Origin of the sequence: Pseudomonas sp. WS 5051, from assembly GCF_012985715.1 — a bacterium.
GTDB classification, from domain to species: Bacteria; Pseudomonadota; Gammaproteobacteria; order Pseudomonadales; family Pseudomonadaceae; genus Aquipseudomonas; species Aquipseudomonas bubulae.
Genome location: NZ_JAAQWV010000005.1, coordinates 384,727 through 410,570, shown reverse-complemented (window position 1 = coordinate 410,570; position 25,844 = coordinate 384,727). Strand labels below are relative to the sequence as shown.

The window sequence follows — 25,844 nt, the reverse complement described above, 5'->3', positions numbered from 1 at the left end:
GCGCCGGTCAAAGTGATCACCGTACGCGCCACCGGTTTCGACCCGGTTGCTGCGCAAGGTGGTTCGGCAGCGGTTGAAGCGGTTGCAGCGGTTCACGATGCAGGCACTTCGTCGTTTGTTGGCGAAGAGCTGGCCAAGTCGGACCGTCCTGAGCTGACCGCAGCCAAGGTTGTGGTTTCTGGCGGCCGTGGCATGCAGAACGGTGACAACTTCAAGCTGCTGTACACCCTGGCTGACAAGTTGGGCGCTGCTGTTGGCGCATCCCGCGCCGCTGTGGACGCAGGCTTCGTACCCAACGACATGCAGGTTGGCCAGACCGGTAAAATCGTTGCGCCACAGCTGTACATTGCGGTCGGTATTTCCGGCGCGATCCAGCATCTGGCCGGGATGAAAGATTCCAAGGTGATCGTTGCGATCAACAAGGACGAAGAAGCACCGATCTTCCAGGTGGCCGATTACGGCCTGGTAGCGGACTTGTTCGAAGCTGTGCCTGAGCTGGAGAAACTGGTTTAATCCAGTTGCTTCACTTATAAAGGGCCCGGTTACCGGGGCGTTGGGAAGGGTAGGGCACTCAGTGTCCTGCCTGTTTTCACAGCCCGGGTAACCGGGCTTTTTAATGCCTGTCAATTGTGTGGAGGGAGTGTAGGGTATGGATATGCGTCAGATCAGCAGGCTGCTGGCAGGGTTGGTGTTTTTGCCATTGCTGTCCGAGGCGGCGGGCAAATGCGAACGCCTGATCGTCACCGGCAGCCCCGATGCCCCGCCTTACCTGTGGCGTGATCCGGCCGACCCTGCCCATTTGATCGGCGCCAGTGCCGACCTGATCCAGCAGGCTGGCCACGAGCTGGGGATCAAGGTTGAAGTGCTCTATGGCGGCAAGCGTGCCCAGGCCCATGACGAGGTTCGTACCGGACGCATGGACTTGCTGCTCGATGCTCCGCTGACCGTGGCCGGGCTTTCTTCCTTCGATTACATCCACCCGCCGCTGGTGCGCAACGATTATCTGGTGTGGACGCGCAAAGATTCTCCCCTGATCTACGAAACGCCCGCAGACTTGCATGGGCACAAGGGCGCGGTCTCGGAAAAGGCCCGTTTAAGCGAAACCTTCAATGAGTTTGCCCGTCATCAACTGACCCTGGAGCCCCAGCCCGGGTTGACCCAGGCTTTTCAGAAGCTGCTGCTGGGGCAGGCCGAGTATGTACTGGCCGGTCGTTATGCCGGTATGGTCACTGCGCAAACCCTGGGCATCGCCGATGATTTGCTGGCACATCCGCAACCTGTCGATCAGCCAGGGCTGTTTTTGGCTGTTTCCCATGACTCAGCCTGTAATGAGCCGTGGTTGCGCGGACAGCTCGCCAAAAAGATGACAGAATTGCCCGCCTCCGGCCTGACCGAGGCGGTAGTGCAACGCAATCTGGAGCGGTGGAAAACCCAGCTGCAACAACCGCTCAGCGCCCCAAAACAGTAGGAATCCCTAGTGACAATTCGACCTCTTTTCGCTGCCCTGGCCGTTGTGGCTCTGGCGGGGTGTGCAGCCGATCCTGCGCCGAATGAACAATTGCGTTTGACCGAGCAGGCCCTGGAGCAAGCCAGGGCGGTGGGTGCAAAAGCCGATGACCTGGCCGAGCTTAAACAAGCCGAAGACAAGTTGGCCCAAGCGCTGGCCGATATGACAGATGAATCTTACAAGGACGCGCGCATGCAGGCCGAACAGGCGGAGCTTGACGCCCGCTTGGCTGAAGCTCGTGTGCTGACGCAAAAAAGCCAGGAACAATTGAACGTGCTCAATACCCGTATCGCGCGCTTGCGCAAACAACTGGCGGAGGCGCAATGAGCCTCAAGTCCGCAGCTTACATGGGGGCGCTGGCTATCGGCCTGAGCGGTTGCACCGGCCATCACAACAGCCAGCAGGCCTTGCAGCAGGCCGGTACGGACTTCCAGGCCGTCAAGGAAGATACCAATGTATTGCGCATCGCTCCCAAGGACGTGATCCGCTCCGGTGAGTCCCTGGCGCGTGCTGACCGGTTGTCCAGCTATTGGGGCAGCGGTGATGACGTTGCGCATTACGCCTACTTGAGCCAGCGTTACAGCGAAATCGCCCGTGAGCACACCCAGCAGGTGCTGAATGAAGAGCGCGCGGCCAAGCTCGAGCTGGAGCGTCAGCGACTGCAACTGGCCTTGCGGGAGGCCAAGCTGTTAAGCGTTCAGCAGCAGGGCCAATGGCTGGAAGAGCAAATCGTCAGCCTGGCCACGACCCAGACCGATCGTGGCCTGGTCATGACCCTGGGTGACGTGTTGTTTGATACAGGCGAAGCCGATTTGAAAAATTCGGCCAACCGCACGGTTCTCAAACTGGTGCAGTTTCTGCAACTCAACCCCAAGCGCATTGTGCGGATTGAGGGTTACACCGACAGCACGGGCGGCACGGAGGATAACCTCAAGCTGTCCATGGCCCGTGCCCAGGCAGTGGCGGATGTGCTGATCGACCTGGGTATCGACGAGAAACGCATCCAGGTGGAAGGTTATGGCGACCAGTACCCGGTGGATGTGAACGCCAGTGAGCGCGGCCGGGCCCAGAACCGTCGTGTTGAAATCGTCTTCTCGGACGAAAAAGGCCAGTTGGGCGCCGCTCGCTAAAACCGGGATTTGCCTGGACTGTGGGAGCGGGCTTGCTCGCGATTGGAGCGGCTCGGTGTGCCAGGCGTACCGCGGTGCTGCCATCGCGGGCAAATCTCGCTCCCACAGCTGCATTGTCCGCACCCATACAGTTACCCCCGCACTCGCGCTGTACGGCTTAGATAAGTGACAACTGTGCCCGTACACTTCTAAACTGTTCCGGTATTGTTCCCCATAAAAACAAAGCCTGAACATCGAGTGCAGCGCCATGACCAACCTTTTGCTTTACCAACGTATCGCTCAGCAGCTGGCTGAAGATATCCGGCGTGGCGTTTATCAGCCGGGCGAGCGTGTGCCTTCGGTGCGCAAGATGAGCTCGCAGCTCAACGTCAGTCATGCCACGGTGTTGCAGGCCTACGCCAATCTTGAAGACCAGGGGTTGATCCGGGCACGGCCGCAGTCCGGATATTATGTGCACCAGACCCCGGCACTTACCGCACCCACTCCGGATATCGCCCGTGTCGAGCGTCCGGGGCTGGTCACCCGCAGCAGCATTATCCAGCAAGTCCTGGTCGAGTCCCGCCGCGAAGGTGTGTTCCCGCTGGGAGCGGCTGTGCCCAGTGTCGATTACCTGCCTGTACGCGCTTTGCACCAGCAACTGGCCAAGGTCACCCGCTTTCACAGCCCGCGGGCGTTCAGCTATATGTTCAGCCCCGGCTTCGAACCCCTGCGCCGCCAGGTGGCAATACGCATGCGCGATGCTGGCGTGGTGGTCGATCCGTCTGAAGTGATCATCACCCACGGCTGTGTCGATGCCCTGCAAATGTCATTACGGGTGCTGACCCGCCCCGGAGACCTGATCGCGGCGGAGTCGCCAACGTACTACGGCTTGTTGCAACTGGCTGACCTGCTGGGTTTGAAAGTCATTGAAATCCCCAGTGACCCGGCCACCGGCATGAGCCTTGAAGCCCTGCAACTGGCCGCCAATCAATGGTCGATCAAGGCATTGGTGCTGACCACGCGCCTGAGCAACCCCCTGGGTGGGACCATGCCTGAAGAGCGGCAAAAGCAGCTGCTACGCCTGGCCTCGGACTTTGATATCCAGATTGTGGAAGATGATATCTATGGCGAACTGATGTTCGAGGTCGGGCGCACCAAGGCCTTGAAGGCCTTTGATCGCCTGGATCGGGTGATCTACTGTTCGAGCTTTTCCAAAACCCTGTCACCCGGTGTGCGAATCGGCTGGATGATTGCGGGCAAGTTTCAGCAGGAAATCCAGCGCCTGCAAACCTTTACCACCCATTCGGCCTGCAGCGTGACCCAAATGGGGGTGGCGGCTTACCTTGAAAATGGCGGTTACGACCGCCATTTACGCTATATCCGCCAGGAATACAGAAAAAACCTCAGTGCTTTTCAGCTGGCAGTGCAACAGCATTTCCCGGAAGGGACGCAGATGTCCCGCCCCAGCGGTGGTTTTATCCTGTGGGTCAGTTTGCCGGGCCGGGTCAATACCCAGGAGCTGCATGTGCGGGCGCTGCAACAAGGCATCAGTATTGCGCCGGGGCTGATTTTCAGTAACACCGAGCAGTTCAATCATTGCATCCGGTTAAACTGCGGCACGCCCTGGAATCGGGAAGCCGAGCGGGCCCTGATGACGCTTGGCATGCTTGCCAACCAGCTCTGCCAGGAAACTGCAGGTCTATATGGTGGCTCTGCAATAGCCGGTATGGCATTTTGACTATAATTACCTTGTTCCCCTGTGCGTAAAGCGCGAGCATACGCACCTGAACCGTTAAAGCTGTGGGAGTTATGAAAGCGACATATTGTGCGAGTCTTGTGTTGATGGGTGTTTTGAGTGCGCTCAATGCAGTCGTTGCAACAGCAGATCCGGTGCTCCCCGCATCCACTTCTGCGCAGACGCAATCTGTCCATTCATCGGCAAAACCTGCCGCCAGCGAGAAAAAAGCGCCGGTCAAAAAGCGTAAGCCAATCGCTACAAAATCCCGGTCGGCCCATGAAATCGCCAAAAAGCCCTTGCCTGCTGCCAAGCTCGACCTGCGCCTGCCGCCCGAGATGGTCAAGCAACTGCGGCCCTTGGGCACGGTAGCCATGCCTGCGCACAAACCGTTACTGCCCAATATGTTTGGCGAAAAGTCTGTCGAAGAAAGTCCTTTTCAGCTCAATGGGCGTTTGCTCAGTAATGAAATGGACCTGCAATTGCGCAATGAATATCGACACAATGAAATCGAAGGTGCGGCACTGGATTTCGAGTTCAAACAATAAGTGTCGAGCGCTGTAAAACAGCCTTCTAAACTGACTGATCAGTCACCGTCATTTATCGGCACATTCTGCTGAACGGTCAATTTCAAACACCTGTTCCAGCGAGTACTATCCCTTGTCATCAACACACTTTGCCCCGAACGAGGAGCTGACGTCATGAATTGCCGTGAAGGCTGTGGCGCATGCTGCATAGCCCCTTCCATCAGTACACCGCTGCCCGGTATGCCCAATGGCAAGCCTGCCGGGGAACGCTGCCTGCATCTTTCTGTCGACTACTTGTGCGGTTTATTCGGCCAGCCGCAACGCCCTGCGGTGTGTGGTGATTTCAAGGCAGATATCGAGGTGTGCGGCAGCAATCGGGAAGAGGCCATCAACCTGATTGGCTGGTGGGAGCAGGTGACCGCTGCATAGTGTGTTCGTGTCCAGTGAACAAACCTTCAACAATAAGGAACAAGACAATGGGTTCGTTGCATAAAGTGGCATTGATCTGTGGTTTGAGCGCTCTGCTGGCGGGTGTGGCTCAGGCTGAAGACTGGAAGGTTGCCAAGGATCAGGACGGCATCAAGGTGTCGCTGAGTGAGGTGGCCGGCTCCCAGTACAAGGCGTACCAGGGCGTGACGACCATCAAGGCGCCACTGGCCAAAATCAGCAAGTTGCAGGAAGACGTGGCCAGCGCTTGTGCCTGGATCCATGAGTGCCAGTCGCAAAAGCTGCTCAAGCATGAGGGCGACCAGAGCTGGACTTACACCCAGTTCAAAACACCGTGGCCGGTTACCCCGAGAGATTCGGTGCTGCTGGTAACGTCTACCCAAGGCGCAGATGGCAGCCTGACCCGCACGCTCAAAGGCCTGCCGACCTATATCCCGGAAGAAAAGGGCTTTGTACGGGTTGCCCAGGTCAACGGCTTCTGGAAGCTGGTGCCCAAAGGTGACAACCTGACCGAAGTGACCTATCAGGTACACACCGAGCCGGGCGGCAGCGTGCCTTCCTGGTTGGCCAACAAGTTTGTGGTCGATGCGCCTTTCAATACCCTCAAAGGGCTGAAAGAGCGCGCTGAAAAGCCGTAACTCACAGCAGCGCAAGCCGGGTCCTGGACAGCGCATCTGTCCGGGTACCGGGCGCGGTTTTTTCCGACAAACGAAAAAACCTGTTGAAATTCATGGCTTGCCCCCTTGGCAGATCCCGCACCCTGGAGCTACTCTGCAACCAGACCAGCGAAGTAATCGACTGGCTCTGATCTTGTTTGCTACATGCTTATTTCTTCCCTTGTCACGGCCCGACTGTTGCCGAAGGGGAGCGCTGAATGTCTATCCATTGCGAGGAGGACGTTTCATGAGCACAGCCCATCAAGAAGACCTCAGCAGCTATGTGCTGCGCCGCATGAAAGAAGGCGGTTTTGATTTTTCACGTATCCATCCCATCGAGTTTTACGCGATCTTCCCGGACGAGGAGCGGGCGCGCAGAGCTGCACAAAAATTTTGTGGTGAGTCCCTGAATGCGCAGATCAATGTGCGAGATGACGGTGCATGGCATCTGGAGTTGAGTAAGGTGATGTATGCCACCTATGGGGGCATCGGCGATTTCGAGCAGGACTTTGAAGCAGTAGTCGTGCCGCTGGGAGGAATTATCGAAGGTTGGGGCGTGAAGCAGGAGGTGCGTGGCCTGCTCAATTGAAAGGTGTTTGATCGTTTCTCGGCTGGCCTCAGGGCCGGCCGTTCTGTTTTATAGCCAGCAACTTTAGCCCGCGAAGACGCGCAGGGGCGCACGTCTTCGGCATATTGGCATGTCTAACCGATAACCTTTGTCAGGTTCGGCAAGATCAGCAGCAAGGTGGTAGCAAAGAGGATAAGACCGGCTTGACGTACTTTCGTATGTTTGAACATGGCTATCTGCCTTTTTTTGTTTTTCCTGAACGACAATGCCTGCGCCAAGAGATTAATGCCTCGAAAAGAAAGCGGCCCTGGCAACAGGGTTAACCTTAGAGCCCCCATAAGACATGGCTTAGAACCCTTTAACATCATCCAAGTGCAGTAAGTTTCTAAAACGCTATTAAGTCTTTTACCCCTGACCTGCCGACCCGTATCTAGACGCAACGGGCCCGTTTGGTGTCCATATTCTTAGCCCCCTACCGTTCGTCAGGGAGTGCAGTGCAGCCCTGTTTTGTCCTACAAAAGGCCCCCGTTTTCAGGGGTTGCAGGGCGATTACTACGTTCAGTACTTGCCATCAAATACCCTTTCAGGGCAGGCTCGGATCTGTTGTCATCATTACTTTCGCCTTTATCGTGCCAGGTACTTTTATGTCGCTACGCATCTGCATTCTGGAAACCGACATTCTGCGTCCAGAGTTTGTTGACCAATATCAGGGCTACGGGCAAATGTTTGTGCGCCTGTTCTCCACGCAGCCAATCGCGGCACAGTTCACTGTTTTCAATGTCATGCATGGCGAATATCCGTCTGATGACCAGACGTTCGATGCTTACCTGGTTACCGGCAGCAAGGCGGACTCATTTGGCACCGATCCGTGGATTCAAACCCTCAAAACCTACTTGTTGACACGCTACGAGCGCGGTGACAAGTTGCTGGGCGTTTGCTTTGGCCATCAATTACTGGCGCTGCTGCTGGGTGGCAAGAGCGAGCGCGCCACTCAAGGCTGGGGCGTGGGCACCCACCAGTACAAACTGGCTGCCAAGGCACCGTGGATGAACCCGGTGGTCGAGGACTTGACGCTGTTGATCAGCCATCAGGACCAGGTTACGGCCTTGCCGGAGAACGCCACGGTCATTGCTTCCAGTGATTTCTGCCCGTTTGCCGCCTACCACATCAATGATCAGGTGCTGTGCTTCCAGGGCCACCCCGAGTTTATCCACGACTATTCGCGGGCCTTGCTTGACCTGCGCCAGGAACATCTGGGCGAGCAGGTCTACAGCAGCGGTATCGCCAGCCTGGGCCAGGATCATCATGGCCGCACCGTTGCCGAGTGGATGATGCGTTTTGTGTCGCACAAGCCGCAGATCGCCTGATATCCGGCTCGATATAGGTGGGAGCGGGCTTGCTCGCGATTGGAACGATGCGGTTTGGCTGAACAATCGCGCTGTCTGAATCGCGAGCAAGCCCGCTCCCACAGGGTGAGAGGGTTAGAGCCAGCCAGACCGTTTGAAGCTGGTCCACAGGCCGGTGACGCCCACCGCAATAAACCCCAGCACACCGAAATAGCCGTAGTGCCAGGTCAATTCCGGCATGTTCTGGAAGTTCATCCCGTAAATCCCCGCCACGGCAGTGGGGAACGCCAGGATGGCCGCCCAGGCGGCGAACTTGCGCTGTACATTGCTCTGGCGTGAAGACTCCAGTAGCACAACGATCTCAATGGTCTGGGTAGCGGCATCGCGCAGGTTGGTGAGATCTTCCATCTGCCGCGTGACGTGAATCTGCACATCACGAAAATAAGGACGCATGTTCTTGTCGATAAAGGGGAAGGTTAGGCGCTGCAGTTCTTCGCTGATCTCCACCATGGGCGCCACATAGCGGCGCAGACGCAGTACATCGCGGCGCAGGCCATGCAGGTGGACGATGTCCGCCTCATTCAGGGCATTGCCCATGATGCTTTGTTCGAGCTGCTCGATTTCGGCATGGATGGCTTCGCTGACAGGCTGATAACTCTCGGTAACGAAGTCGAGCAGGGCATACAGCACAAAGTCTTCACCATGCTCCAGCAGCAGCGGCCGTGCTTCGCAACGCTGGCGTACGGATTTGTAAGAGGCTGAATGGCCATTGCGGCTGGTGATGATATAGCCGTTGCCGGCAAAGATATGGGTTTCGACAAACTCCAGTTTGCCTTCATGGCGAACCGGAGAATAGATCACGATAAACAGCGCATCGCCAAAGGTCTCGAGCTTGGGACGGCTGTGTTGCTCAAGGGCGTCTTCGATGGCCAGTTCATGCAGGTTGAACTGGCGTTGCAAGTTGGCCAGCTCTTGCGCGTCGGGTTGCTCAAGACCAATCCAGACGAAGTGACCAGGCTTTTTCGCCCACTCAATGCCTTCGTCCAGCGTGATATTGGTGACTTTCTTGCCTGCGTTATAAACCGCAGCAGCAACAACTCTCCCCATAGTTCTAATCGCTTCTTCTTCAAAGGGTTATGGCACGAAGATGCAGCTTAGCGTGCTATTGGCCACTTTGAGACGACAAAGGTTCAGTGGTTCGGGTTGGATACTGTCGAGTTGCCCTTGGACAGGGGTGGCAAGTGAATGTTTTTCTGGCTCAGCAGTTCCCGGTCCATGGCTTCAATGCATTCACGCATCTGCTCGTGGCACTGTTCCATCAACTGCGGGATGTCATTCAGGGTCAGGCCGGCTGTCGGGATGGCAGGCAGTGAACGGATCTGGATATCGGCACTGTGCCAGCGGTTGAGCTGCAGGTGCTGGCTATAAGTGCTAACGCACACCGGTACGATCGGCACCCCGGCAGTGATTGCCATCTGGAATGCGCCCTTCTTGAAAGGCAGCAGGGTTTTGCCGAAATTGCGCGTGCCTTCCGGGAATACCCAGATGGACGTGTCTTTCTCTTGCAGGGTGCGGGTAGTCGTCAGCATCGACTTGCGGGCTTTCTGGGCATTGCCCCGATCGATCAGCACGTTGCCCGCCAACCAGAACAGCTGGCCGAACAGAGGCACCCACTTAAGGCTTTTTTTGCCGATGCACACAGTGCGGCGCGGTACCACGTTGCCGAATATAAACAGGTCGTAGTTGGACTGATGATTGGCAATCACCACACAGCTTTGCGGCTTGTCCATCAACGGTCCGACCTCGGCCTTGAGTCTGTAGCCCAGGATCCAGCGGGACGGCCAGGCATACAGGCGCGCGCACAGGCGGCTGTTGTCCGGATTGAAGGGACGGCACATGCCCAGTATTACACCCAGTACGCCTGCAAGCATAAAATGCAGACACATCAACAACATACGCATCGAAAGTAGCATTTACAGGCTCGCCAAAACAAAAGTCGGCGCAGTGTACGGATGTGCACTGTCTTCAGCAATTACCCCGATACAAGTAGGAGATAGCTGAAGTTTTAGCATTTGTTTCAACGAGCTTTGTAAGAGGCGGGCCAGAGCAGTTTGAGAATGATTGCAGGGGGACGTCAGGCAGGCACAATCCCGACCGCAGGTTGCGGTCGGGACCGGTTTTTCAGGGGGGGAGGGTCAGAGCGGGTGGTGCTGGTCTTCTTCAATTGCCTTGTCCAGCGTTTCCAGCAGCTCCTTGCGCACCTTGAGCTTGGTGTTCCTGTGGGCCCTCATATTGATCTTCTTCAACTGGCGGGCGGCTTCCAGGGCTGCGGCTTGCAGCTCATCAGGCTTGACCACCTTGTCGAGGAAGCCTGCGTCAACTGCGGTGAGCGGGGTGAACATCTCACCGTTGATAACCGAGCGGTGGAATGCCGATTTGCGCAGCCGGTCGCGGGCCAGCTCAATACCGGCATGGTGCATGGTCATGCCTATCTGCACTTCGTTCAGGCCGATGCTGAACGGGCCTTCCACGCCGATACGGTAATCCACCGACAACAGCAGAAATGCGCCCTTGGCCACCGCGTGGCCGGAACAGGCAATCACCACCGGGAACGGATGCGCCAACAGGCGACGAGCGAGGGTCGAGCCCTGCCTGACCAGCTCAATGGCTTGCTCGGGGCTGGCGGTCATCACCTTCAAGTCATAGCCGCCAGAGAGAATGCCTGGTTGCCCGGTAATGATGACTACAGCGCGATCCTGCTCGGCCTGGTCCAGGGCGGCATTAAACGCAGTGATCACATCCGGGGAGATGGCATTGACCTTGCCATTGCTCAAGGTCAGCGTGGCGATACCGTCTTCCAGGTGGTAGGCAATCAAGTCACTCATGGCGCAAATCCTTGTTATGAAGTGGGGCAGACGTTACCCAGCCCCGTGGCCCAGGTAAAGGGCCATGACTGACCGGTGAGTCATGCAATTGGCCTGCACCTTCTATATAGAGGGCAGCGGAGCAGGGTTTTTGCCTGAACGGGCAAAGCTGCGGTGCCGGAATTTGGCAGAAACGCCCCCCCGTGGCATACCGCCAAAAGGACTATTTTCGTAAGCACATGAAAATTCTGAAAAAAACATTTGTCATATCGAAAGCTTTCGACTACATTAGCGCGCCTCGACAGACAGAACTTGTTTGAAGAGATACGGTGAAGTGTCCGAGTGGCTTAAGGAGCACGCCTGGAAAGTGTGTATACAAGAAATTGTATCGAGAGTTCGAATCTCTCCTTCACCGCCACATTAAGTAAACACAAACCCCTGATTTTCCTAGAGAAAGTCGGGGGTTTGTGGTTTCTGGCGTCTGGAAAATGGTGGTATTGGAATAATATGAGAATACGTAGGGCTTTTTCTGGCTGGGCCCCCCGTCCTTTGGGGTAGGTCCCTTCATCCCCGTGTGTACGGACCGGACATAAGGTTGACGGGTGTGCGGGGACATGGTGGACACTTTTCGGGGAGCCAACTTCGCCGGAAAACCATCATGCCCTGGGACACGAGAGATGCAATGAGCCTGAAAGAAGAGTTCGTTGCCTTAGCACGGCAACCCGGTAGCAATAAACGAGAACTGTGTCGACGGTTTGGCATCAGCCCGCAAATGGCCTGCAAGTGGCTTAACCGTTACGAGGCGCACGGTCAGTCGGGACTGCAAGAGAAGTCCCGCAAACCGGCTTCCAGCCCCAAGTTGACCTCTGCTGTTTTGGAGGCGCAAGTCTTAGCCCTCAGGTGTAAACACGGTAGCATTCAGCATACTTTACTTAGTCCATTGGCTGGACTAGGCTAACCTCATGAACCAACCCTTGGGAGGTAGCCATATGCAGATCCACAACATCCATGCAGCGAAAACACACTTCTCGCAGCTTGTTGATGCGGCAGCGGGCGGGGAGACCATCATCATCGCCAAGGCAGGCGTGCCAGTGGCCAAGCTGGTTCCTATTACACCCCCCAAGCGCCGCGGGATGCTCGCGGGTGTGACATTCAACGCCGATGCTTCGGACGCTCTGGATGCTGAAATAGCAGATCTGTTTGAGGGAAAGGCATGAGGTTATTGCTCGACACGCATATCCTGATCTGGGCAGCTATTGGCGACGACAAACTGCCCAAGGCTGCCGCCCAGCTTATCGACGATGAGGCCAACACCCTTTATTTCAGCGCAGCCAGCATCTGGGAGCTGACCATCAAAGGCGCCGAGCGCACCGGCGTTATTCCTGCTGTACTACGCAAAGTGCTGATAGATGCAGGCTACCTCCAATTGCCGATCACTTCTGATCACGGGCTGACTGTAGGCAATCTGCCGAACCATCACCGCGATCCATTTGACCGCATCATGGTTGCCCAAGCGCTTGCAGAAGGTATCAGCCTGGTGACTCACGATAGTGCCATGCACGGATACCCTCACACGATCATCGTTTGACCTGTGCGTTATCGTATGACCAAGCCGCCCATCGAGGCGGTTTTTTACGGCTCGTAACAAATAGAACTGTAAACACACCTTGTGAGGCTGCCAGTGAGAGCGCACAGCGCTTCTCGTCAAAGTGTTGATAGAAGGTGGTCAAGCTTTGGCGCCACTCATAAAGGCAACAGGGCTCTCAGGTGAAGGCCATCGGATAGCAATTTTGACGGGCAGGGTAGTGGCATGCTTCATACCCTGGCGCGCACTGTCGTCCCCCCACCTCGTCTGCGGGCTAAGCAGGTCTTTTTTTTCGCAGTTCTGCGCCTGGTTGACAGCGGACAGGGCCGCGGGCTGGGCGGAGAGTTTTGGAAGACGAGAGCCCTGCGGATTCCTGCAAAGGTAGGACTTTTTGATGCAAAGGAGTCAATTCACATCAACGTGGCACTTGTTCATTTCGGATTCAAAAGCATATTAGCTTTGGTTTCTTCGTCGATGATATTGCGAAGCGCCTCGAATAGAGGGGCGGCATCTGTGTATTTTTTGCCATAGGCAAGATTGAATTCGTAATCGAAGTCCGGTGGGTTCTTGCCCTGGTTGTGCTGAAGCATTGTTTCCAACTTATCTAGCGCCTTGACGGCTACCGCCTCTGGTGACAAAGCATTTTCGTAGTCGTCCCAAAGTGCCAATATCTCGGCTTTTAATGATTCATCCAGAGTATTGGTCAAGAGAATGAGGTCGCTCCTCTCTTGCTCGCTCTTGTTGGGAAACGAATCTTTATTGACGGCGGGAATGTCACCGCTGATGGCCTCTCCCAAGTCGTGAATGACACACATCTTGAGCATTTTTAACCTGTCGAGACCGGTCAGATAATCTCCAAAGACGACGGCCATCAGGCATAAGCGCCAGCTGTGCTCTGCCGTGCTTTCGGTTCGCCCGGAAGAGGTGTGCGCGTTTTAAGTACATCCTTGAGCTTTTCCGCCTCACGTAGAAATTGGAGGCGCCCTTTGATTTTTTCGATGTCCATGAACACCTCTGACTCTGTGGGCCGGACAGAATGTCCGCTCACCTGGTTCAGCCAGACTAGATCTCAAGATCATTAGCGTCTACGCATAAAATATGCAGGGTGCAGTCAGAGCGACTCAACCAGGCGTGTTGTTGCTCCGTCCGAAAGGGGGATTCGTGTCCAGCGACATAAGCTTTGGCTGATCGGAACAATGGACGAATGATTGTCGCCCGTTAGAAATTCCAGCGCTGGTGGTGCGAAGGCTTCCCGCCAACCCAGTCTATCCAGGTCAGCCTCCATGCTAATAATAGTTGGCGTAGCGAAGCGCCATAAAGAACTACCCAGCAGCTCGCTGACAGGAGTCGCGAATTGGGCTGCTCGCGAAGATGAACAAGCAAGCAAACGGTGCGTCAAATCACAAATGAGATGAACGGGGCGCGAGCTTTCACGAACCATTCGGCCCAGCGCTTGATCAGCGGCTGTAGTGAGGCGAGCAGCCAGCAACTTCTCAAGCTTTTCGTGTGCGAGGGAATCCAAATCCAGTACGCCACTTTCCCAGCGAGAGATAGTCGATTGGGTAACGCTAAACAACTCTGCGGCATGGGATTGTTTGACTTGGTGCAAGAGACGCCATCGCCGGAGCATGACTCCAGGTAAGGAAGGTTTTAGCAACATATCAGGCATATTGAGTTACAGAAAAAGTGGGAGTCTTGGCGAGTTTGATCTGTGCGAGCCCTGCATGCAAATTGCCTGGATAGTTGGAAGCTGGATCGACGTGCCAGCAGACAATGTCTTTTGCGGAGCTGCTCTAAATGACGGCCATATCATCTGCCATTTCCTATGTGATTCCGGGGCATAACAACAGTTCATGGATAGGCATAGGCTCATTAGCTACAGAGGTAAACAGCCGCAAGAAAGGATATGGCCTAAGCTGCCTGTCAATGCTGCTAGAAGGATATGAGAAACAACAAGCAACTACAGGGTTTATGCTTTTTCAAGACGTACAAACCAACATCTACAGATCAGCTGGTTTTGTTGCAGCAGAATCAATAGGCTATACAGGACCTCACCCGAGCTTGCTGCTCAGAATAAATGAACGGAATAATCAGGAAGCTGAGTATTTTTTAAAAAAACCGCCGAGCTATTTTTAATTGTTCATGAGCAAGGTGCTTACTGTTCTTGCCTTTTTTCGAGGGCTAAACGCAAAGAATACACATGCCCTATCAGGCAGCAGATCCACAAGTTGACACACAACCCCATGGGGCTGCCATGGGGCCGCTTGTTAGTCAGCAGATTCTCTACAGTCGTTATAAGCCGGGGGCCGTGATTTGAAAAAAACGGGTATGGACGGTTTCGAACCCCTCCTTAACCGCCACATTAAGTAAACACAGCCCCCTGATTTCCTACAGGATGTGCGGTTGATAAAGGCTTAGCCAGTTCTGAAGGTCACTGGCTAAGGTGATATTTATAGGGCGAGATCAAACAAATAGAAGCGGGTTGATAGCTTAAGCTTCCGGTTGCGTAAAGCTGTAACGGTTTGAGCGCTTATAGGTGCCGAAGTCATTAAACCTGACACCGGCGTCCGCTAAAACTTTATGGGCGAAGGGCGCGGTCATTTGGCGCAGGTAGAACGGGTCCTTGACCACAAAGTGATGAATGCAATGGGTGCTCCCGAAGTTGAAGCAAAACAACTGGAATGGCCACAGCCACCACCGGTTCATGACCTGGGTTTGCTGCAAGGGATTGCGTGGCATGACGTCGCCGAAATAGTGAATGTTGGAGCTGATAAAAAACAGGCAGAACTGACGGATGATATTGGGCGCGACGATAATCACCACTGCAGCATTGACCACCTGTATCAGCAGTGATGCGGCAGCAGAGAGCTCAACAGTGAGGCCCATCAGCGAGTTCACCCATGTGTAGAGGTGGTAACCCAGGAATATATACCAGCAGCCCCAGTACAGAAGCCCCATGGGCGCATTCAACCGAAGCACCTTGACGGTCAACCTGATTTTTTCTTGCCAGGTCGGTGCGAACAGGGCATTGACAATGCCAAAGACAAAACCGTCGATGAGTTTTAAAAAGCGCTTGGCCCCCCACTTGCTGCCGCTGGTGGTAATCCAGGCTTCAACATCGGTGTGGGTGCCGGATTCTTTATGATGATGAAAGTGCAGTTCACGCCGTAACCAGGGGCTGGGCATGCCGGGGCGGGCTATCCAGCACAGCAGCATCATCAGGTTGTGCGCCACGGGGTGTTTTCTGAAATACAGGCGATGAATCAAGTCGTGTTCAAGTTCATGAATAAATGACGTCAACAACGCATTGATTACAATACAAAGCCAGCCGGGAATAAGCCCTTTTATATACAGTGTGCCCGTTATTATCATGCCAGTTACAGAAACAGCCATCACGCTGGCGCCTATGGCATTCTGGAAACCCAGTACGCGATAGCGTTTACGTAGCTCATTACTGTGCTGTGTGATTTTTTGAGTAACGTCGTTAATTAAATCCTGCTCGGTTTTTGGCAAAGTCGTACTGGGTGCTCGAGAGTCAGTGTTCATCACTTCATCCTTTGAAGACGATGGGTTGGGATCGCTTCACTAGAAAAGCACATTTATTTTATTGGGCAAGTTTTAATGTTTTTATGGCGGGTTGGTCGGACGAGCGGATATATATCGTTATATTGTCGGACAATAACTTTGTGGCGCGGGGTTAACTTTTGCGTCGGGTTAAATATCGGCCTGAAAACTAACGGTTGATATTATGTAACTGGCCTGAACCGAATTGTTGCGAATGCTCGGTCGTGTGGCGCCGGGATTGAAGGATTACTACCCGGTAGTGCCATTGAGCGCTCCCATTCGAGCTCAAATGGATTTAGACGATGATAAGGCTGCTCCCCCTTTGGCGTGCTGTTGCTGAATGCGGGCTGCGCGCAGGCCCGGCAGTACACGCCACCTGCCGGTGCCCCCGGGCGCAGCGCTACCCGGTCACGGCCCAAGACTTGATTCAGGAAGGCGGACTGTTCAGGTCCAGTTCTCTGGAAATTGCTTGTTCCGCTTTCACGAATGCTGGGGTTTTGCCGGCATCGGCATAAATCTCTTCACCTTCTTCAATCCTGATGACCTCAGAGCCCTTCACATAGGGCATGGCCTGCTCTGCTTGCTCAAGCGCGCAATGAATCAGGCTTTGGGTAATGGTGGCTTCATCCAGGCCGTAGGCTTGGGCGAAAGCCTTGATTTTGACCAAATCACGCTTGTGCAGTGAAAGGCTGTATTCAACCCGCTCACTGGACTCCTGAGATCTGGACTCCCAGTTGTCGAGCATGGCCCTGAAGGCGTCCATATGGCTTCTCCTGTTTGACGGAAAGTGCTGCTGGACAGTATGGCTCAGGGTTCGCTGAAGTGCCTTCAGTTGCCATCCGTCAGAAAAAACAGCTTTGATTTAAACCTTTGCCATCACGTGCCTTCAGATTCTGTGCAGGGAATAAACCTGCCTTTTTCTGGAGGACGTTATGAAACACCTGATTGGCCCCAAACGCTTTGTGGCAGGTTGTGCCCTGGTCTGCTCCCTGATCGTGGCGGCCACAGCAGTCGCAGCCAGTCCGGCAGACTTTGTTGATGAGGCTCATGCAGCAGGGATTGCGGAGATCGAGACCAGCCGTATGGCGATCAGTAAAACCTCTTCGACGGACATAGAAAGCTATGCCGTGGAAGCCATCAAGGACCATACCAATGCCAATCGGGATTTGAAGGATCTTGCCAGCCGACTGGGCCTGCAGGTGTCCAGCGACGAGCAGATACTCGACAAGGCGAAAAAGCTGATGCTGCAAGTGCAGGAGGGCGATTCGTTCGACGCGGCCTATGCGGCCAATCAGGTCAAGGCCCATGAACAGGCTATCGAGTTGTACAAGGAGCAGGCGCAAAATCCCGAGTCACCGGAGTTGCAGGCGTTTGCCGAAAAGTACCTGCCCAAGCTGGAAATGCATCTGCTGATGGCGCAGAAACTGGTGGATGCCCACCACAAGTCCTGATCCTTTAAGTGCAAAAACGCCCGGTGAGTGATCGACCGGGCGTTTTATGCAACGTGGCGTGGCTCAGACCGCGATTTCGTTGAACCCGCAGTACTCTTCCCAGCTCATGTCCAGGGCTTCGGCGACTTCCTGATGCACTTCAAGGCGCATGCTCTTGAGTTCTTCAGGGGAGCGGGCGATCAGTTCCAGGGCCAGTTCCCAGGCTTCCAGGCCGCGGCTTTCGGCTTCGTCCTCAAAGGCCCACAAAATCTGTTGCTGGCGGTCCTCGGCGCTCAGCTCTTTCATTTCTTCGATCAGTTCAGGGTGCGCCTTGATAAAAGTATCCAGGGCCAGTTCGTTACGGGATTCTTTAGGGATCATATGGCGTCTCGGATGGTCAGGGCATTTTTCGCATGCTAGCGAGTTCGCATTACGATGAAAAGTGCCATATAGCTGCTTAGCCCACCGGTTGCAGCTTGCTTTCGCGCTGCAGGCTGTAACCCCATACCGCCAATGCCAGTGTCGCGACCACGGCGCCGACCACGACAATACCGTCCCAGCCATAGGCCGGGTAGGTCTGCGCACCTACCAGTGAACCCAGTGCGCCGCCAATGAAATAACAGGTGATGTAGCCAGCATTCAGGCGGTTGCGGGCTGCCGGGCGGACTTTGAACACCGCGTTCTGGTTGCTCACATGGACCAGTTGCACGGCAAAATCCAGGGCCAGCACACCGATCAGCAAAGCCACCAATGAATGCCCGGCAAATGCCATGGGCAGCCAGCAGGCCAGTAGCACCAGCAGGCCAGCGGTGGTGGCCTGTTGCCCCTTGCCGCGATCAGCCATGCGTCCGGCCCAGTTGGCCGCTACCGCACCGACGGCGCCGGCCAGGCCGAACAGACCGATCACCGCGTCCGAGTAGCTGTAGGGTGGTACCGCCAGCAAAAAGGCCAGGGGGGTCCAGAACAGGGCGAACAGCGAGAAGGTCAGCAGGCCCAGCAGGGCGCGCAGGCGCAGTACGGGTTCTTCGATAAACAGAGTGAACACCGACTTCAGCAGTTTTGGGTAGCTCAGCCCGGCGCTTTGATGGTGGTTGGGCAGGGCGCAATACAGCGAGATGGCACTGATCAGCATCAAGGCGGCAGCCACCAGGTAAATGGTGCGCCAGTCACCTGCCGATGACAGCGCGCCCGCTACGGTGCGGGCCAGCAAAATGCCCAGCAACAGGCCACTCATCAGTGTCCCAACGACCCTACCACGGCTTTGCGGGTCGGTCAGGCTGGCCGCCATGGGCACCAGCACCTGGGCCGATACCGAAAACAGTCCGGTCAGTGCCGTGCCGATCAACAGCCACGTCAACGAAGGGGCAAATGCGCTTAGCAGAAGGCCCAGGGCGCTGAGCACGGTCATGGTGACGATCAGTCGGCGTTGTTCGAACAGATCACCCAGCGGCACCAGCAGTAACAGGCCAGCGCCATAGCTGAGCTGGGCAGTGATAACCACGGTACCGGCGCTGCCCATGCTCAAGCCCAGTTGCTGGGCGATGGTGTGCAGCAGGGGTTGGGCGTAATAGTTGCTGGCAACAGCCAGGCCGGTGGCGGTGGCCATCAGCAGAATCAGGGCGGTGCTAAGAGGTTTTGTTGCAGCAGTAGACGTGGACATTGACTGTCTCGTTGGCATGGGGAATGCGACGAAGTATCAGAATGTCAGCGGAGAATGTCACTGAATATGTCGGCGGTTTTAAATTTTAAACCGCACAGCCCCTGGCAATAAACACCAGGGGCTGTGCAGGCAACAGTGGCAGCCGATGTTAGTTGCGACGCCCCAGCAGCAGGCCAACGACCAGACCGAAACCGGCCGAGATGGCCACGGTCTGCCATGGATGGCCACCGATATAGCTTTCCGTGGCGTCGACCACAGGCTTGGTGCGCTCGCGCACGTTGGTCACTGAATCCAGTGCCTGCTTGAGCTTGAGGCTCACCTGGGCACGCAGGGTTTCGCCTTCTTCACCGACCAGGGACACGCTGTCCTTGAGCAGTTTTTCAGATTCGGCAATCAGGTCTTGCAGTTCGCTGAACGCTTGATCCTTGATTTGATCTTCAGCTTGTACGGCATTTTTTCGAGCCATTGCGGTACTCCTTGCAGGTTAAAGGGGTGATATGTAATGGAGTCAACCCAATGCTAAAAAGTTGCATCTGATTTGCGCCTGAGCTGACAGCGTAGTCAAAAACCAGACTGAGACACTTCTTTGTAGGGTGTAAGATGTCACCTAATTAACACCGCAGGAAATTCACATGAGCTTCAACCTCGCCAACAAGCCTCTCGCAGAGCGTGCAGCGCTTGAAGATGAAAAATCCCGTTTGTACGACCTTTGGCAGAGCAACCTGGGCAAGGCCAAAGGGGATGCGGCGCGTTTGTTTGGTGAGCGTGCCAAGCGCAAGGGCAAGTGGGCTGAATGGGTGCGCTCGGAACTGGACGCCATGTCACCGCCGGAATACGCCAACATGGTGCGCAGTGAGTTGAACCGCATGGTGGCTGCTGCCAAGTAAGGCATGCATCAAACTTTGGTAGGAGCGGGCTTGCTCGCGATTCAGGTGCCGCGGTTTATCTGCTTGACCGGGGCGATACTATCGCGAGCAAGCCCGCTCCCACAGTTGTCTAGAGCGTTTCGCAAACGCTAAACACCTGTACCGCACCGCCTACATTGATCTGCACTTCATCATCAAGCTGTTTGCCCTGCAAGGCGGCCCCCAGGGGTGAGCGCGGGGTGATGACGGTGACCGTCTGCCCGCTGTGGTCGAGCTTGAGTCCGGCGGCATCGGGGGCGAGGAACAGCCACTGTTCGCTGCCATTTTCGGCTTCCAGCCTGACCAGCGCTCCGATCTGAATGCCCTGCGCCGGGTTGTACGGCGCAAGGGTCATGGCCCGGCAGGTTTTCAACGCCTGGCGAATTTCCTCAACCCGGCGTGCCTGTCCTGTGGCCAGATAGGACGCTTCCAGGCCGAGGGTGTCGTATTTGTTCTCGGCGATGTTTTCCGCATGGGTGGCCGCTTCATAGGCGGTTTGCGCCGCGCGCTGGAGGACATCGAGGTCGATTTCGAGTTTCTCCAGCATCAGCAGGTGCACAGCAGTCTTGTTCATGGTCGCAGCTTGATAGTGACGAACGTCGATTGTCGCACGAGTGCCGCGCAGATTAATCCGCCTCAAGACTTCTGTACGCAGCCAATTATGCGGACAATCCCCCCTTTTGAATGTTGGAGCCCGGTATGAAAGCCTCCTGGGATATTTTTTGCAGCGTGGTCGATAATTACGGCGACATCGGGGTGACCTGGCGTCTGGCCCGGCAGTTGGTGGCCGAGCATCAGCAGGGCGTACGGTTGTGGGTCGATGACTTGCGTGCGTTTGTGCCGTTGTGCCCCGAGGCGGATGTCGGCGCTGCGCAGCAATGGCAGCAGGGGGTTGAGGTTTGCCAGTGGCCGGCGCAGTGGCCGGCGACGGAGGTTGCCGACGTGGTGGTCGAGGCCTTTGCCTGCAAACTGCCTGAAGGCTATCTGCAGGCGATGAAGGCTCGCGAAAAACCGGCGTTGTGGATCAATCTCGAGTACTTGAGTGCCGAAGACTGGGTCAGCGGCTGCCACGGCCTGCCATCGATGCGGCCTGACGGTTTGAAACGGATGTTTTTCTTTCCGGGGTTTGATGCCGGTACTGGCGGGCTGTTGCGTGAGGCAGACTTGTTGCAGCGCCGCCACGCCTTTGAGCAGGACCCGCAGGCCAAGCAGGTATTTTTGCAGGGGCTGGGGGTTTGCCCGGCGCACAATGCGCGGCTGATTTCATTATTTGCCTATGAAAATACCGGGCTGGCCAGCTGGCTGGATGCAATGGCGGCGGGGGCCGGGCCGACCCACCTGCTGGTGCCACAAGGACGGATCATGGGTGATCTGCTGCAGTGGCTGGGTATTGAGCAGTTACCCCTGGGTGCGGTCGAACAGCGCGGGGCGTTGACCGTTCAGGCGTTGCCGTTCGTCAGGCAAGAGGATTACGACCACCTGTTATGGAGCTGTGATTTCAACGCAGTGCGTGGTGAAGACTCGTTTGTGCGGGCGCAATGGGCGGGGCGCCCCCTGCTGTGGCATATCTATGAGCAGGAAGAAGACGCGCACTGGGTCAAGCTCAACGCATTCCTCGACCTCTACGTCAAAGGCCTTTCGCCACAGGCAGCCCGGGCGGTTACCGGGCTTTGGCATGCCTGGAATGCTGGCGCCGAGATGGGCGAAAGCTGGAATGGGGTGCTCCAATGCTGGCCTGAAATCGCTGCACACGCTGAACAGTGGTGTCTGGAACAGTCATTACAGGCTGATCTTGCGCAAGCGCTAGTACTGTTTTATAGAAATTGGATATGATACGCGACCTAGATTTTTGTAAATCTCAATCCAAATTCGGATATTCGTAATGAAAACTGGTAAAGAGCTTAAACCCGGTACAGTCATCAAGCTCGAAAACGACCCTTGGTTGGTTCAGAAAGCTGAATTCACCAAGTCCGGTCGTAACAGCGCGATCATGAAGACCAAGCTGAAAAACCTGCTGACTGGCTACAAGACCGAAATCGTATACAGCGCTGACGACAAGCTGGAAGACGTGATCCTGGATCGCAAAGAAGCGACCCTGTCCTTCATCAGCGGCGACACCTACACGTTCATGGACACCACTGACTACACCATGTACGAGCTGAACGCTGAAGACATCGAAGCCGTTCTGCCATTCGTTGAAGAAGGCATGACCGACGTTTGCGAAGCGATCTTCTTCGAAGACCGTCTGGTATCCGTAGAGCTGCCGACCACTATCGTGCGTCAGGTTGACTACACCGAAGGTTCCGCTCGCGGCGACACTTCGGGCAAGGTGATGAAGCCTGCCAAACTGAAAAACGGTACCGAGCTGAGCGTTGCTGATTTCGTTGAAATCGGTGACTGGATCGAAATCGATACCCGTGACGGTGGTTCCTACAAGGGCCGCGCCAAGGTTTAAACCTTGCGTTAACCGCACGATGAAAAAGCCCGGCCTTGATGCCGGGCTTTTTTTTGCTCGATGAAAAAGCCCCGGTTCTGCGCTTTGCCCGGCGCCGGGGACTGGTTAGCATGGGTGCTCACAACGAGGGGTGGTAATGCTGATCGATTTTGTAATGTATGCAGCCTTGGGTATCGCCATGGGGGCGCTGGGCGGGTTGTTCGGAATTGGAGGCGGTCTGATCGCGATCCCGGTATTGGGGTTGTGGTTCGGTCTGGACCAGCAATTGGCGCAAGGCACGGCCCTGGCCATGTCGGTGCCCAATGTGTTCTTGGCGTTGTACCGCTATCAGCAACGCAACAGGATCAATTTGCGTCAGGCATTGCCGCTGGTGCTGATGAGTTTTTGCTTCGCCTGGTTGGGCGCGATGCTCGCCGTTGGCGTGGATGCGCGGATCATTCGCTGGGGCTTTATCGTCTTTTTGCTGGCGATCACCCTCTATAACCTGATCAAAATGTACACCTCGCCAGCCCCGCCTGTGGCCGGTTCACGCTATGGCTGGCCGTGGTTCGGGGTGCTGGGTGCCGTGGCAGGCACGACCGGCGGGCTGTTTGGTGTCGGTGGCGCCGTGGTGGCGGCGCCCGTGCTGACCAGTGTGTTCGGCACCACTCAAGTTGTGGCCCAGGGCCTGTCACTGGCCCTGGCTGCGCCAAGTACGGCGGTGACTTTGCTGACGTATGCAGTGCATGACGAGGTCAACTGGGCCATGGGCGTGCCGATGGCCATTGGCGGTCTGTTGAGCATCAGTTGGGGTGTCAGGCTGGCTCACGCCCTGCCGGAGCGCCTGTTGCGCGGCTTGTACTGCGGGTTTTTGCTGCTGTGCGCGGGGTTGCTGGCGCTCAAAGCTTGAAGCCTTCGACGATGTATTCGGCAAAGCACTCAATGATCGGTGACGACGCGCTGTTGGCTTTGCGTAACAGCACAATACTGGCTGAGGGAAGCTCCGGCAGGTTCTCGGCCGCGCCGATGATGCGCAGGTCGGGCGTCAGCAGGCTTTGTAGCTGGGCGGTGACGGCGAGCCCGGTGCTGACCACGGCGTTGATCGCCGCGAGGCTGGCACTGGTGTAGGCAACCCGGTATTCACGTTGTTGAATATCCAGGGCATTACAGGCCCAGGTCCGGCAAAAACAGTCGGTATTGAACATTGCCAGGGGCAGGGGTGTTTGTTCATGGGGCGAAAAGCCTTGGGCCACCATCCAGACAAAGCGTTCCTGGCGCAGGATCTGGCCCATTTCGGTACCGGGTTTGCGGGTTACGATCGTCAGGTCCAGATCATTACGCTGCAACAGCTGGGATGACGGCTCGCAATGTACCTCGACGTTGATCAGCGGGTAGTCCTGGGCAAAGCGCGACAATACGCCGGGCAAAAAACGCATCACGTAATCATCCGGCGAACCTATCTTCACCGTGCCCACCATCTGTGGTTGGCGCAGGGTGTTGAACACTTCGCTGTGCAGCTTGAGGATACGCCGGGCATAGCCGAGCAGCACCACGCCTTCCTGGGTCAGGCTGACAGTGCGCCCTTCGCGCTGGAACAGCGCACATTGCAGCACGTCTTCTTCCAGGCGTTTCATCTGCATGCTGACCGCCGACTGGGTGCGATTGACCGCTTCGGCGGCGCGGGTGAAGCCGCCGTGATCGGCGATGGCGGCAAAGGTGCGCAGCAGGTCGGTGTCGATGCTGGGAAATTCAGCCATTGATCAATCTCGCAGATGTATCGCATAAGAAACATTCGTTGGATTGATCTTATGCCCGCGCAGAAACTTGAGCCATACCACAGGAGGGCTCAAGTGATGAAAGGTCAAATAGGCGTGGCGTGGATTGCCCGGATTTCTCGCTGGTATCAACTGTCGCGGGAGCGGGCGTGCTTGCGGCAGATCAGTGATGCGGCGCTCAAGGACCTTGGGTTGAGCAGGGCGGATATCGAGGCCGAAAGCCATCGGGCTTTTTGGGATGATCCGTTTAACAGGTGAGGGCGGGGTGTTTGCTGCCCCTCACCCCAGCCCTCTCCCTGAGGGAGAGGGAGCTGTTTGTCGGTGTTCTTGAACCCGCGTGCGGTCAGTCCCCTCTCCCTCCGGGAGAGGGTTAGGGTGCTCTTCAGCGTTTGACCTGCTTCAGCGTCTCGGCAATCAAAAACGCCAGTTCCAGTGACTGATCGGCATTCATCCGCGGGTCGCAGTGGGTGTGGTAGCGGTCCGACAGGCCGTCTTCGGTAATCGGATTGGCACCGCCGATGCATTCGGTCACGTTCTGGCCGGTCATTTCGATATGAATGCCACCTGCGTAACTGCCTTCGGCATCGTGAACCTGGAAGAACTGTTTCACTTCACCCAGTATTTGCGCGAAATCACGGGTCTTGTAGCCGCTGCTGGCCTTGATGGTGTTGGCGTGCATCGGGTCGCAACTCCACAGCACCTGCTTGCCTTCGCCTTCTACCGCGCGGATCAGCTGCGGCAGGTGATCGCCCACTTTGTCGGCACCCATGCGCACGATCAGGTTGAGGCGGCCCGGGTCGTTGTCCGGGTTGAGGATATCGATCAGGCGGATCAGGTCTTCGTTGTTCATGCTCGGGCCGACCTTGACCCCGATCGGGTTGTTGACCCCGCGCAGGAACTCGACATGGGCGCCGTCCAGCTGGCGTGTGCGGTCGCCGATCCAGAGCATGTGTGCCGAGCAATCGTAGTAATCGTTGGTCAGGCTGTCGCGGCGTACGAAGGCTTCTTCGTAATTCAGCAGCAACGCTTCGTGGGCAGTAAAGAAGCTGGTTTCGCGCAGTTGCGGCGAGCTGTCCATGCCGCAGGCACGCATAAAGGCGAGGGTTTCATCGATACGGTCGGCCAGCTGGCTGTATTTCTCTGCCAGGGCCGAGTTGGCGATGAAGTCCAGGTTCCACTTGTGCACCTGGTGCAGGTCGGCAAAGCCGCCCTGGGCAAAGGCGCGCAGCAGGTTCAGGGTGGCGGTGGACTGGTGATAGGACTGCAGCAGGCGTTCAGGGTCTGGCACGCGGCTTTTTTCATCAAAGCCGATGCCGTTGACGATATCGCCTCGATAGGCAGGCAAGGTCACGCCGTTGATGGTTTCGTCATTGGCCGAGCGCGGCTTGGCGAATTGCCCGGCCATGCGCCCGACCTTGACCACCGGGCACCCTGCCGCGAAGGTCATGACAATGGCCATTTGCAGCAGGACCTTGAACGTGTCGCGAATCTTGGCTGCCGAAAACTCCGCAAAACTCTCGGCACAATCACCGCCCTGAAGCAGAAACGCCCTGCCTTGAGTGACCTCGGCAAACTGTCGGCGCAGTTCCCGGGCTTCGCCGGCAAATACCAGTGGCGGGTAACTGGCCAGGCTTTGCTCGACGCGCAGCAGGTGCGCCGCGTCAGGGTAGTGGGGTTGTTGCTGGATCGGCAGGGCGCGCCAGCTGTCAGGGGTCCAGATTGGGCTCATCGC

Annotated in this window: 31 protein-coding genes, 1 tRNA gene and 2 pseudogenes; 21 read left to right on the top strand and 13 right to left on the bottom strand. The window is 56.2% G+C overall.

Annotated elements, in window-relative coordinates; genetic code table 11:
* From HBN79_RS11245 to HBN79_RS11200, 10 genes are all read left to right on the top strand, one after another.
* On the top strand, positions 1-513 hold a 513-nt coding region (locus tag HBN79_RS11245), incomplete at its 5' end, for an FAD-binding protein (RefSeq protein WP_198417424.1).
* Positions 514-649: 136 nt separating this feature from the next.
* Positions 650-1,468, top strand: coding sequence for a transporter substrate-binding domain-containing protein (locus HBN79_RS11240; protein ID WP_095002269.1), 819 nt, complete (start codon positions 650-652; stop codon positions 1,466-1,468).
* 9 nt (positions 1,469-1,477) lie between these two features.
* The gene (locus HBN79_RS11235) at positions 1,478-1,834 is read left to right on the top strand and encodes a DUF4398 domain-containing protein (RefSeq protein WP_169916726.1); all 357 of its coding nucleotides are present in this window, start codon (positions 1,478-1,480) and stop codon (positions 1,832-1,834) included.
* A complete protein-coding gene (locus HBN79_RS11230; RefSeq protein WP_095002267.1) occupies positions 1,831-2,637 on the top strand; it encodes an OmpA family protein in 807 nt (268 codons plus the stop codon). The genes HBN79_RS11235 and HBN79_RS11230 overlap by 4 nt, the downstream gene beginning before the upstream one ends.
* Positions 2,638-2,884: 247 nt before the next feature.
* Entirely contained in the window at positions 2,885-4,354 is a 1,470-nt protein-coding gene (locus HBN79_RS11225; protein ID WP_095002266.1) for a PLP-dependent aminotransferase family protein, read from the top strand.
* Between the two features lie 71 nt (positions 4,355-4,425).
* Entirely contained in the window at positions 4,426-4,899 is a 474-nt protein-coding gene (locus tag HBN79_RS11220) for a translation initiation factor 2 (RefSeq protein ID WP_169916725.1), read from the top strand.
* Positions 4,900-5,052: 153 nt separating this feature from the next.
* Entirely contained in the window at positions 5,053-5,307 is a 255-nt protein-coding gene (locus HBN79_RS11215) for a YkgJ family cysteine cluster protein (protein ID WP_016779971.1), read from the top strand.
* A gap of 47 nt (positions 5,308-5,354) precedes the next feature.
* Positions 5,355-5,963, top strand: a complete 609-nt coding sequence (locus HBN79_RS11210) for an START domain-containing protein (RefSeq protein WP_095020313.1) — start codon at positions 5,355-5,357, stop codon at positions 5,961-5,963.
* A 265-nt stretch (positions 5,964-6,228) separates the two neighbouring features.
* Positions 6,229-6,570: a ribonuclease E inhibitor RraB gene (locus HBN79_RS11205; protein WP_016779973.1), complete on the top strand. Its 342-nt coding sequence runs from the start codon at positions 6,229-6,231 to the stop codon at positions 6,568-6,570.
* Positions 6,571-7,193: 623 nt separating this feature from the next.
* Entirely contained in the window at positions 7,194-7,916 is a 723-nt protein-coding gene (locus tag HBN79_RS11200) for an amidotransferase (RefSeq protein ID WP_095002263.1), read from the top strand.
* Positions 7,917-8,030: 114 nt separating this feature from the next.
* Here HBN79_RS11200 and HBN79_RS11195 read toward each other — a convergent pair whose 3' ends face one another.
* From HBN79_RS11195 to HBN79_RS11185, 3 genes are all read right to left on the bottom strand, one after another.
* Complete coding sequence (locus tag HBN79_RS11195) at positions 8,031-9,002, bottom strand: magnesium and cobalt transport protein CorA (RefSeq protein ID WP_095002262.1); 972 nt, start codon at positions 9,000-9,002, stop codon at positions 8,031-8,033.
* Positions 9,003-9,085: 83 nt separating this feature from the next.
* Positions 9,086-9,868, bottom strand: a complete 783-nt coding sequence (locus HBN79_RS11190) for a 1-acylglycerol-3-phosphate O-acyltransferase (protein WP_095002261.1) — start codon at positions 9,866-9,868, stop codon at positions 9,086-9,088.
* Between the two features lie 222 nt (positions 9,869-10,090).
* Entirely contained in the window at positions 10,091-10,780 is a 690-nt protein-coding gene (locus HBN79_RS11185; RefSeq protein ID WP_095019389.1) for a crotonase/enoyl-CoA hydratase family protein, read from the bottom strand.
* Positions 10,781-11,087: 307 nt separating this feature from the next.
* On the opposite strand from HBN79_RS11185, the gene HBN79_RS11180 reads away from it, so the two are divergent.
* The 4 genes and pseudogenes from HBN79_RS11180 (at position 11,088) to HBN79_RS11165 (ending at position 12,347) form a co-directional block, all read left to right on the top strand.
* Positions 11,088-11,177, top strand: a tRNA-Ser gene (locus tag HBN79_RS11180).
* A 240-nt stretch (positions 11,178-11,417) separates the two neighbouring features.
* Positions 11,418-11,660 (top strand): annotated as a pseudogene (locus HBN79_RS11175) (helix-turn-helix domain-containing protein); the annotation flags it as partial.
* Between the two features lie 88 nt (positions 11,661-11,748).
* Entirely contained in the window at positions 11,749-11,976 is a 228-nt protein-coding gene (locus HBN79_RS11170) for a type II toxin-antitoxin system prevent-host-death family antitoxin (RefSeq protein ID WP_095002259.1), read from the top strand.
* Positions 11,973-12,347, top strand: coding sequence for a type II toxin-antitoxin system VapC family toxin (locus HBN79_RS11165; protein ID WP_169916724.1), 375 nt, complete (start codon positions 11,973-11,975; stop codon positions 12,345-12,347). The genes HBN79_RS11170 and HBN79_RS11165 overlap by 4 nt, the downstream gene beginning before the upstream one ends.
* A gap of 428 nt (positions 12,348-12,775) precedes the next feature.
* On the opposite strand, the pseudogene HBN79_RS11160 reads toward HBN79_RS11165, so the two are convergent.
* Positions 12,776-13,350, bottom strand: a pseudogene (locus tag HBN79_RS11160) (HD domain-containing protein).
* 105 nt (positions 13,351-13,455) lie between these two features.
* Positions 13,456-14,013, bottom strand: coding sequence for a helix-turn-helix transcriptional regulator (locus HBN79_RS23975; protein ID WP_095002257.1), 558 nt, complete (start codon positions 14,011-14,013; stop codon positions 13,456-13,458).
* Positions 14,014-14,141: 128 nt separating this feature from the next.
* Between HBN79_RS23975 and HBN79_RS11150 the strand changes: the two genes are divergently transcribed.
* Positions 14,142-14,480 carry a hypothetical protein gene (locus tag HBN79_RS11150; RefSeq protein WP_169916723.1) on the top strand — a complete coding sequence of 113 codons (339 nt, stop codon included), beginning with the start codon at positions 14,142-14,144 and terminating at the stop codon, positions 14,478-14,480.
* 354 nt (positions 14,481-14,834) lie between these two features.
* Here the strand turns inward: HBN79_RS11150 and HBN79_RS11145 are convergent, their stop codons facing one another.
* The gene (locus HBN79_RS11145; RefSeq protein WP_095002256.1) at positions 14,835-15,890 is read right to left on the bottom strand and encodes a fatty acid desaturase; all 1,056 of its coding nucleotides are present in this window, start codon (positions 15,888-15,890) and stop codon (positions 14,835-14,837) included.
* A gap of 445 nt (positions 15,891-16,335) precedes the next feature.
* Positions 16,336-16,671, bottom strand: a complete 336-nt coding sequence (locus tag HBN79_RS11140) for a hypothetical protein (RefSeq protein ID WP_095002255.1) — start codon at positions 16,669-16,671, stop codon at positions 16,336-16,338.
* A gap of 169 nt (positions 16,672-16,840) precedes the next feature.
* Between HBN79_RS11140 and HBN79_RS11135 the strand changes: the two genes are divergently transcribed.
* Positions 16,841-17,359 carry a DUF4142 domain-containing protein gene (locus HBN79_RS11135; RefSeq protein ID WP_095002254.1) on the top strand — a complete coding sequence of 173 codons (519 nt, stop codon included), beginning with the start codon at positions 16,841-16,843 and terminating at the stop codon, positions 17,357-17,359.
* Positions 17,360-17,422: 63 nt separating this feature from the next.
* Here HBN79_RS11135 and HBN79_RS11130 read toward each other — a convergent pair whose 3' ends face one another.
* The 3 genes from HBN79_RS11130 to HBN79_RS11120 form a co-directional block, all read right to left on the bottom strand.
* Positions 17,423-17,719, bottom strand: coding sequence for a DUF6388 family protein (locus HBN79_RS11130; RefSeq protein WP_016779995.1), 297 nt, complete (start codon positions 17,717-17,719; stop codon positions 17,423-17,425).
* A 76-nt stretch (positions 17,720-17,795) separates the two neighbouring features.
* Positions 17,796-18,998, bottom strand: a complete 1,203-nt coding sequence (locus HBN79_RS11125) for an MFS transporter (protein ID WP_095002253.1) — start codon at positions 18,996-18,998, stop codon at positions 17,796-17,798.
* Positions 18,999-19,146: 148 nt separating this feature from the next.
* Positions 19,147-19,464, bottom strand: coding sequence for a DUF883 family protein (locus tag HBN79_RS11120; protein ID WP_095002252.1), 318 nt, complete (start codon positions 19,462-19,464; stop codon positions 19,147-19,149).
* Positions 19,465-19,630: 166 nt separating this feature from the next.
* Here HBN79_RS11120 and HBN79_RS11115 point away from each other — a divergent pair, with 166 nt between their 5' ends.
* Complete coding sequence (locus HBN79_RS11115) at positions 19,631-19,885, top strand: hypothetical protein (protein ID WP_095002251.1); 255 nt, start codon at positions 19,631-19,633, stop codon at positions 19,883-19,885.
* Positions 19,886-19,994: 109 nt separating this feature from the next.
* Here the strand turns inward: HBN79_RS11115 and HBN79_RS11110 are convergent, their stop codons facing one another.
* The gene (locus tag HBN79_RS11110) at positions 19,995-20,477 is read right to left on the bottom strand and encodes a GreA/GreB family elongation factor (protein WP_169916722.1); all 483 of its coding nucleotides are present in this window, start codon (positions 20,475-20,477) and stop codon (positions 19,995-19,997) included.
* A gap of 125 nt (positions 20,478-20,602) precedes the next feature.
* Between HBN79_RS11110 and earP the strand changes: the two genes are divergently transcribed.
* The 3 genes from earP to HBN79_RS11095 all read left to right on the top strand — a co-directional run bounded on the left by earP (position 20,603) and on the right by HBN79_RS11095 (position 23,247).
* Positions 20,603-21,736: an elongation factor P maturation arginine rhamnosyltransferase EarP gene (earP, locus tag HBN79_RS11105; RefSeq protein ID WP_095019386.1), complete on the top strand. Its 1,134-nt coding sequence runs from the start codon at positions 20,603-20,605 to the stop codon at positions 21,734-21,736.
* Positions 21,737-21,785: 49 nt separating this feature from the next.
* Positions 21,786-22,358 carry an elongation factor P gene (locus tag HBN79_RS11100; protein ID WP_016780001.1) on the top strand — a complete coding sequence of 191 codons (573 nt, stop codon included), beginning with the start codon at positions 21,786-21,788 and terminating at the stop codon, positions 22,356-22,358.
* A gap of 139 nt (positions 22,359-22,497) precedes the next feature.
* Positions 22,498-23,247 (top strand): sulfite exporter TauE/SafE family protein, encoded by a 750-nt coding sequence (locus HBN79_RS11095; protein ID WP_169916729.1) that lies wholly within the window; start codon positions 22,498-22,500, stop codon positions 23,245-23,247.
* On the opposite strand, the gene HBN79_RS11090 is transcribed toward HBN79_RS11095, so the two are convergent.
* A complete protein-coding gene (locus HBN79_RS11090; protein ID WP_095002248.1) occupies positions 23,237-24,094 on the bottom strand; it encodes a LysR substrate-binding domain-containing protein in 858 nt (285 codons plus the stop codon). The two genes, HBN79_RS11095 and HBN79_RS11090, sit on opposite strands and share 11 nt — an antisense overlap.
* Before the next feature lie 96 nt (positions 24,095-24,190).
* Between HBN79_RS11090 and HBN79_RS11085 the strand changes: the two genes are divergently transcribed.
* Positions 24,191-24,370: a DUF1127 domain-containing protein gene (locus tag HBN79_RS11085; RefSeq protein WP_138738786.1), complete on the top strand. Its 180-nt coding sequence runs from the start codon at positions 24,191-24,193 to the stop codon at positions 24,368-24,370.
* A gap of 124 nt (positions 24,371-24,494) precedes the next feature.
* Here HBN79_RS11085 and HBN79_RS11080 read toward each other — a convergent pair whose 3' ends face one another.
* Positions 24,495-25,841 carry a 3-deoxy-7-phosphoheptulonate synthase class II gene (locus HBN79_RS11080; protein ID WP_095020307.1) on the bottom strand — a complete coding sequence of 449 codons (1,347 nt, stop codon included), beginning with the start codon at positions 25,839-25,841 and terminating at the stop codon, positions 24,495-24,497.
* Positions 25,842-25,844: the final 3 nt, after the last annotated feature.

Coding starts and splice junctions, on each gene's coding strand:
- HBN79_RS11120 (WP_095002252.1), bottom strand. CDS start 19,464: ATGGCTCGAAAAAATGCCGTACAAGCTGAAGATCAAATCAAGGATCAA.
- HBN79_RS11150 (WP_169916723.1), top strand. CDS start 14,142: ATGACGGCCATATCATCTGCCATTTCCTATGTGATTCCGGGGCATAAC.
- HBN79_RS11225 (WP_095002266.1), top strand. CDS start 2,885: ATGACCAACCTTTTGCTTTACCAACGTATCGCTCAGCAGCTGGCTGAA.
- HBN79_RS11165 (WP_169916724.1), top strand. CDS start 11,973: ATGAGGTTATTGCTCGACACGCATATCCTGATCTGGGCAGCTATTGGC.
- HBN79_RS11090 (WP_095002248.1), bottom strand. CDS start 24,094: ATGGCTGAATTTCCCAGCATCGACACCGACCTGCTGCGCACCTTTGCC.
- HBN79_RS11195 (WP_095002262.1), bottom strand. CDS start 9,002: ATGGGGAGAGTTGTTGCTGCTGCGGTTTATAACGCAGGCAAGAAAGTC.
- HBN79_RS11135 (WP_095002254.1), top strand. CDS start 16,841: ATGAAACACCTGATTGGCCCCAAACGCTTTGTGGCAGGTTGTGCCCTG.
- HBN79_RS11080 (WP_095020307.1), bottom strand. CDS start 25,841: ATGAGCCCAATCTGGACCCCTGACAGCTGGCGCGCCCTGCCGATCCAG.
- HBN79_RS11145 (WP_095002256.1), bottom strand. CDS start 15,890: ATGAACACTGACTCTCGAGCACCCAGTACGACTTTGCCAAAAACCGAG.
- earP (WP_095019386.1), top strand. CDS start 20,603: ATGAAAGCCTCCTGGGATATTTTTTGCAGCGTGGTCGATAATTACGGC.
- HBN79_RS11215 (WP_016779971.1), top strand. CDS start 5,053: ATGAATTGCCGTGAAGGCTGTGGCGCATGCTGCATAGCCCCTTCCATC.
- HBN79_RS11200 (WP_095002263.1), top strand. CDS start 7,194: ATGTCGCTACGCATCTGCATTCTGGAAACCGACATTCTGCGTCCAGAG.
- HBN79_RS11205 (WP_016779973.1), top strand. CDS start 6,229: ATGAGCACAGCCCATCAAGAAGACCTCAGCAGCTATGTGCTGCGCCGC.
- HBN79_RS11210 (WP_095020313.1), top strand. CDS start 5,355: ATGGGTTCGTTGCATAAAGTGGCATTGATCTGTGGTTTGAGCGCTCTG.
- HBN79_RS11220 (WP_169916725.1), top strand. CDS start 4,426: ATGAAAGCGACATATTGTGCGAGTCTTGTGTTGATGGGTGTTTTGAGT.
- HBN79_RS11125 (WP_095002253.1), bottom strand. CDS start 18,998: ATGTCCACGTCTACTGCTGCAACAAAACCTCTTAGCACCGCCCTGATT.
- HBN79_RS11085 (WP_138738786.1), top strand. CDS start 24,191: ATGAAAGGTCAAATAGGCGTGGCGTGGATTGCCCGGATTTCTCGCTGG.
- HBN79_RS11130 (WP_016779995.1), bottom strand. CDS start 17,719: ATGATCCCTAAAGAATCCCGTAACGAACTGGCCCTGGATACTTTTATC.
- HBN79_RS11110 (WP_169916722.1), bottom strand. CDS start 20,477: ATGAACAAGACTGCTGTGCACCTGCTGATGCTGGAGAAACTCGAAATC.
- HBN79_RS11240 (WP_095002269.1), top strand. CDS start 650: ATGGATATGCGTCAGATCAGCAGGCTGCTGGCAGGGTTGGTGTTTTTG.
- HBN79_RS11185 (WP_095019389.1), bottom strand. CDS start 10,780: ATGAGTGACTTGATTGCCTACCACCTGGAAGACGGTATCGCCACGCTG.
- HBN79_RS11230 (WP_095002267.1), top strand. CDS start 1,831: ATGAGCCTCAAGTCCGCAGCTTACATGGGGGCGCTGGCTATCGGCCTG.
- HBN79_RS23975 (WP_095002257.1), bottom strand. CDS start 14,013: ATGCCTGATATGTTGCTAAAACCTTCCTTACCTGGAGTCATGCTCCGG.
- HBN79_RS11170 (WP_095002259.1), top strand. CDS start 11,749: ATGCAGATCCACAACATCCATGCAGCGAAAACACACTTCTCGCAGCTT.
- HBN79_RS11100 (WP_016780001.1), top strand. CDS start 21,786: ATGAAAACTGGTAAAGAGCTTAAACCCGGTACAGTCATCAAGCTCGAA.
- HBN79_RS11190 (WP_095002261.1), bottom strand. CDS start 9,868: ATGCTACTTTCGATGCGTATGTTGTTGATGTGTCTGCATTTTATGCTT.
- HBN79_RS11140 (WP_095002255.1), bottom strand. CDS start 16,671: ATGGACGCCTTCAGGGCCATGCTCGACAACTGGGAGTCCAGATCTCAG.
- HBN79_RS11115 (WP_095002251.1), top strand. CDS start 19,631: ATGAGCTTCAACCTCGCCAACAAGCCTCTCGCAGAGCGTGCAGCGCTT.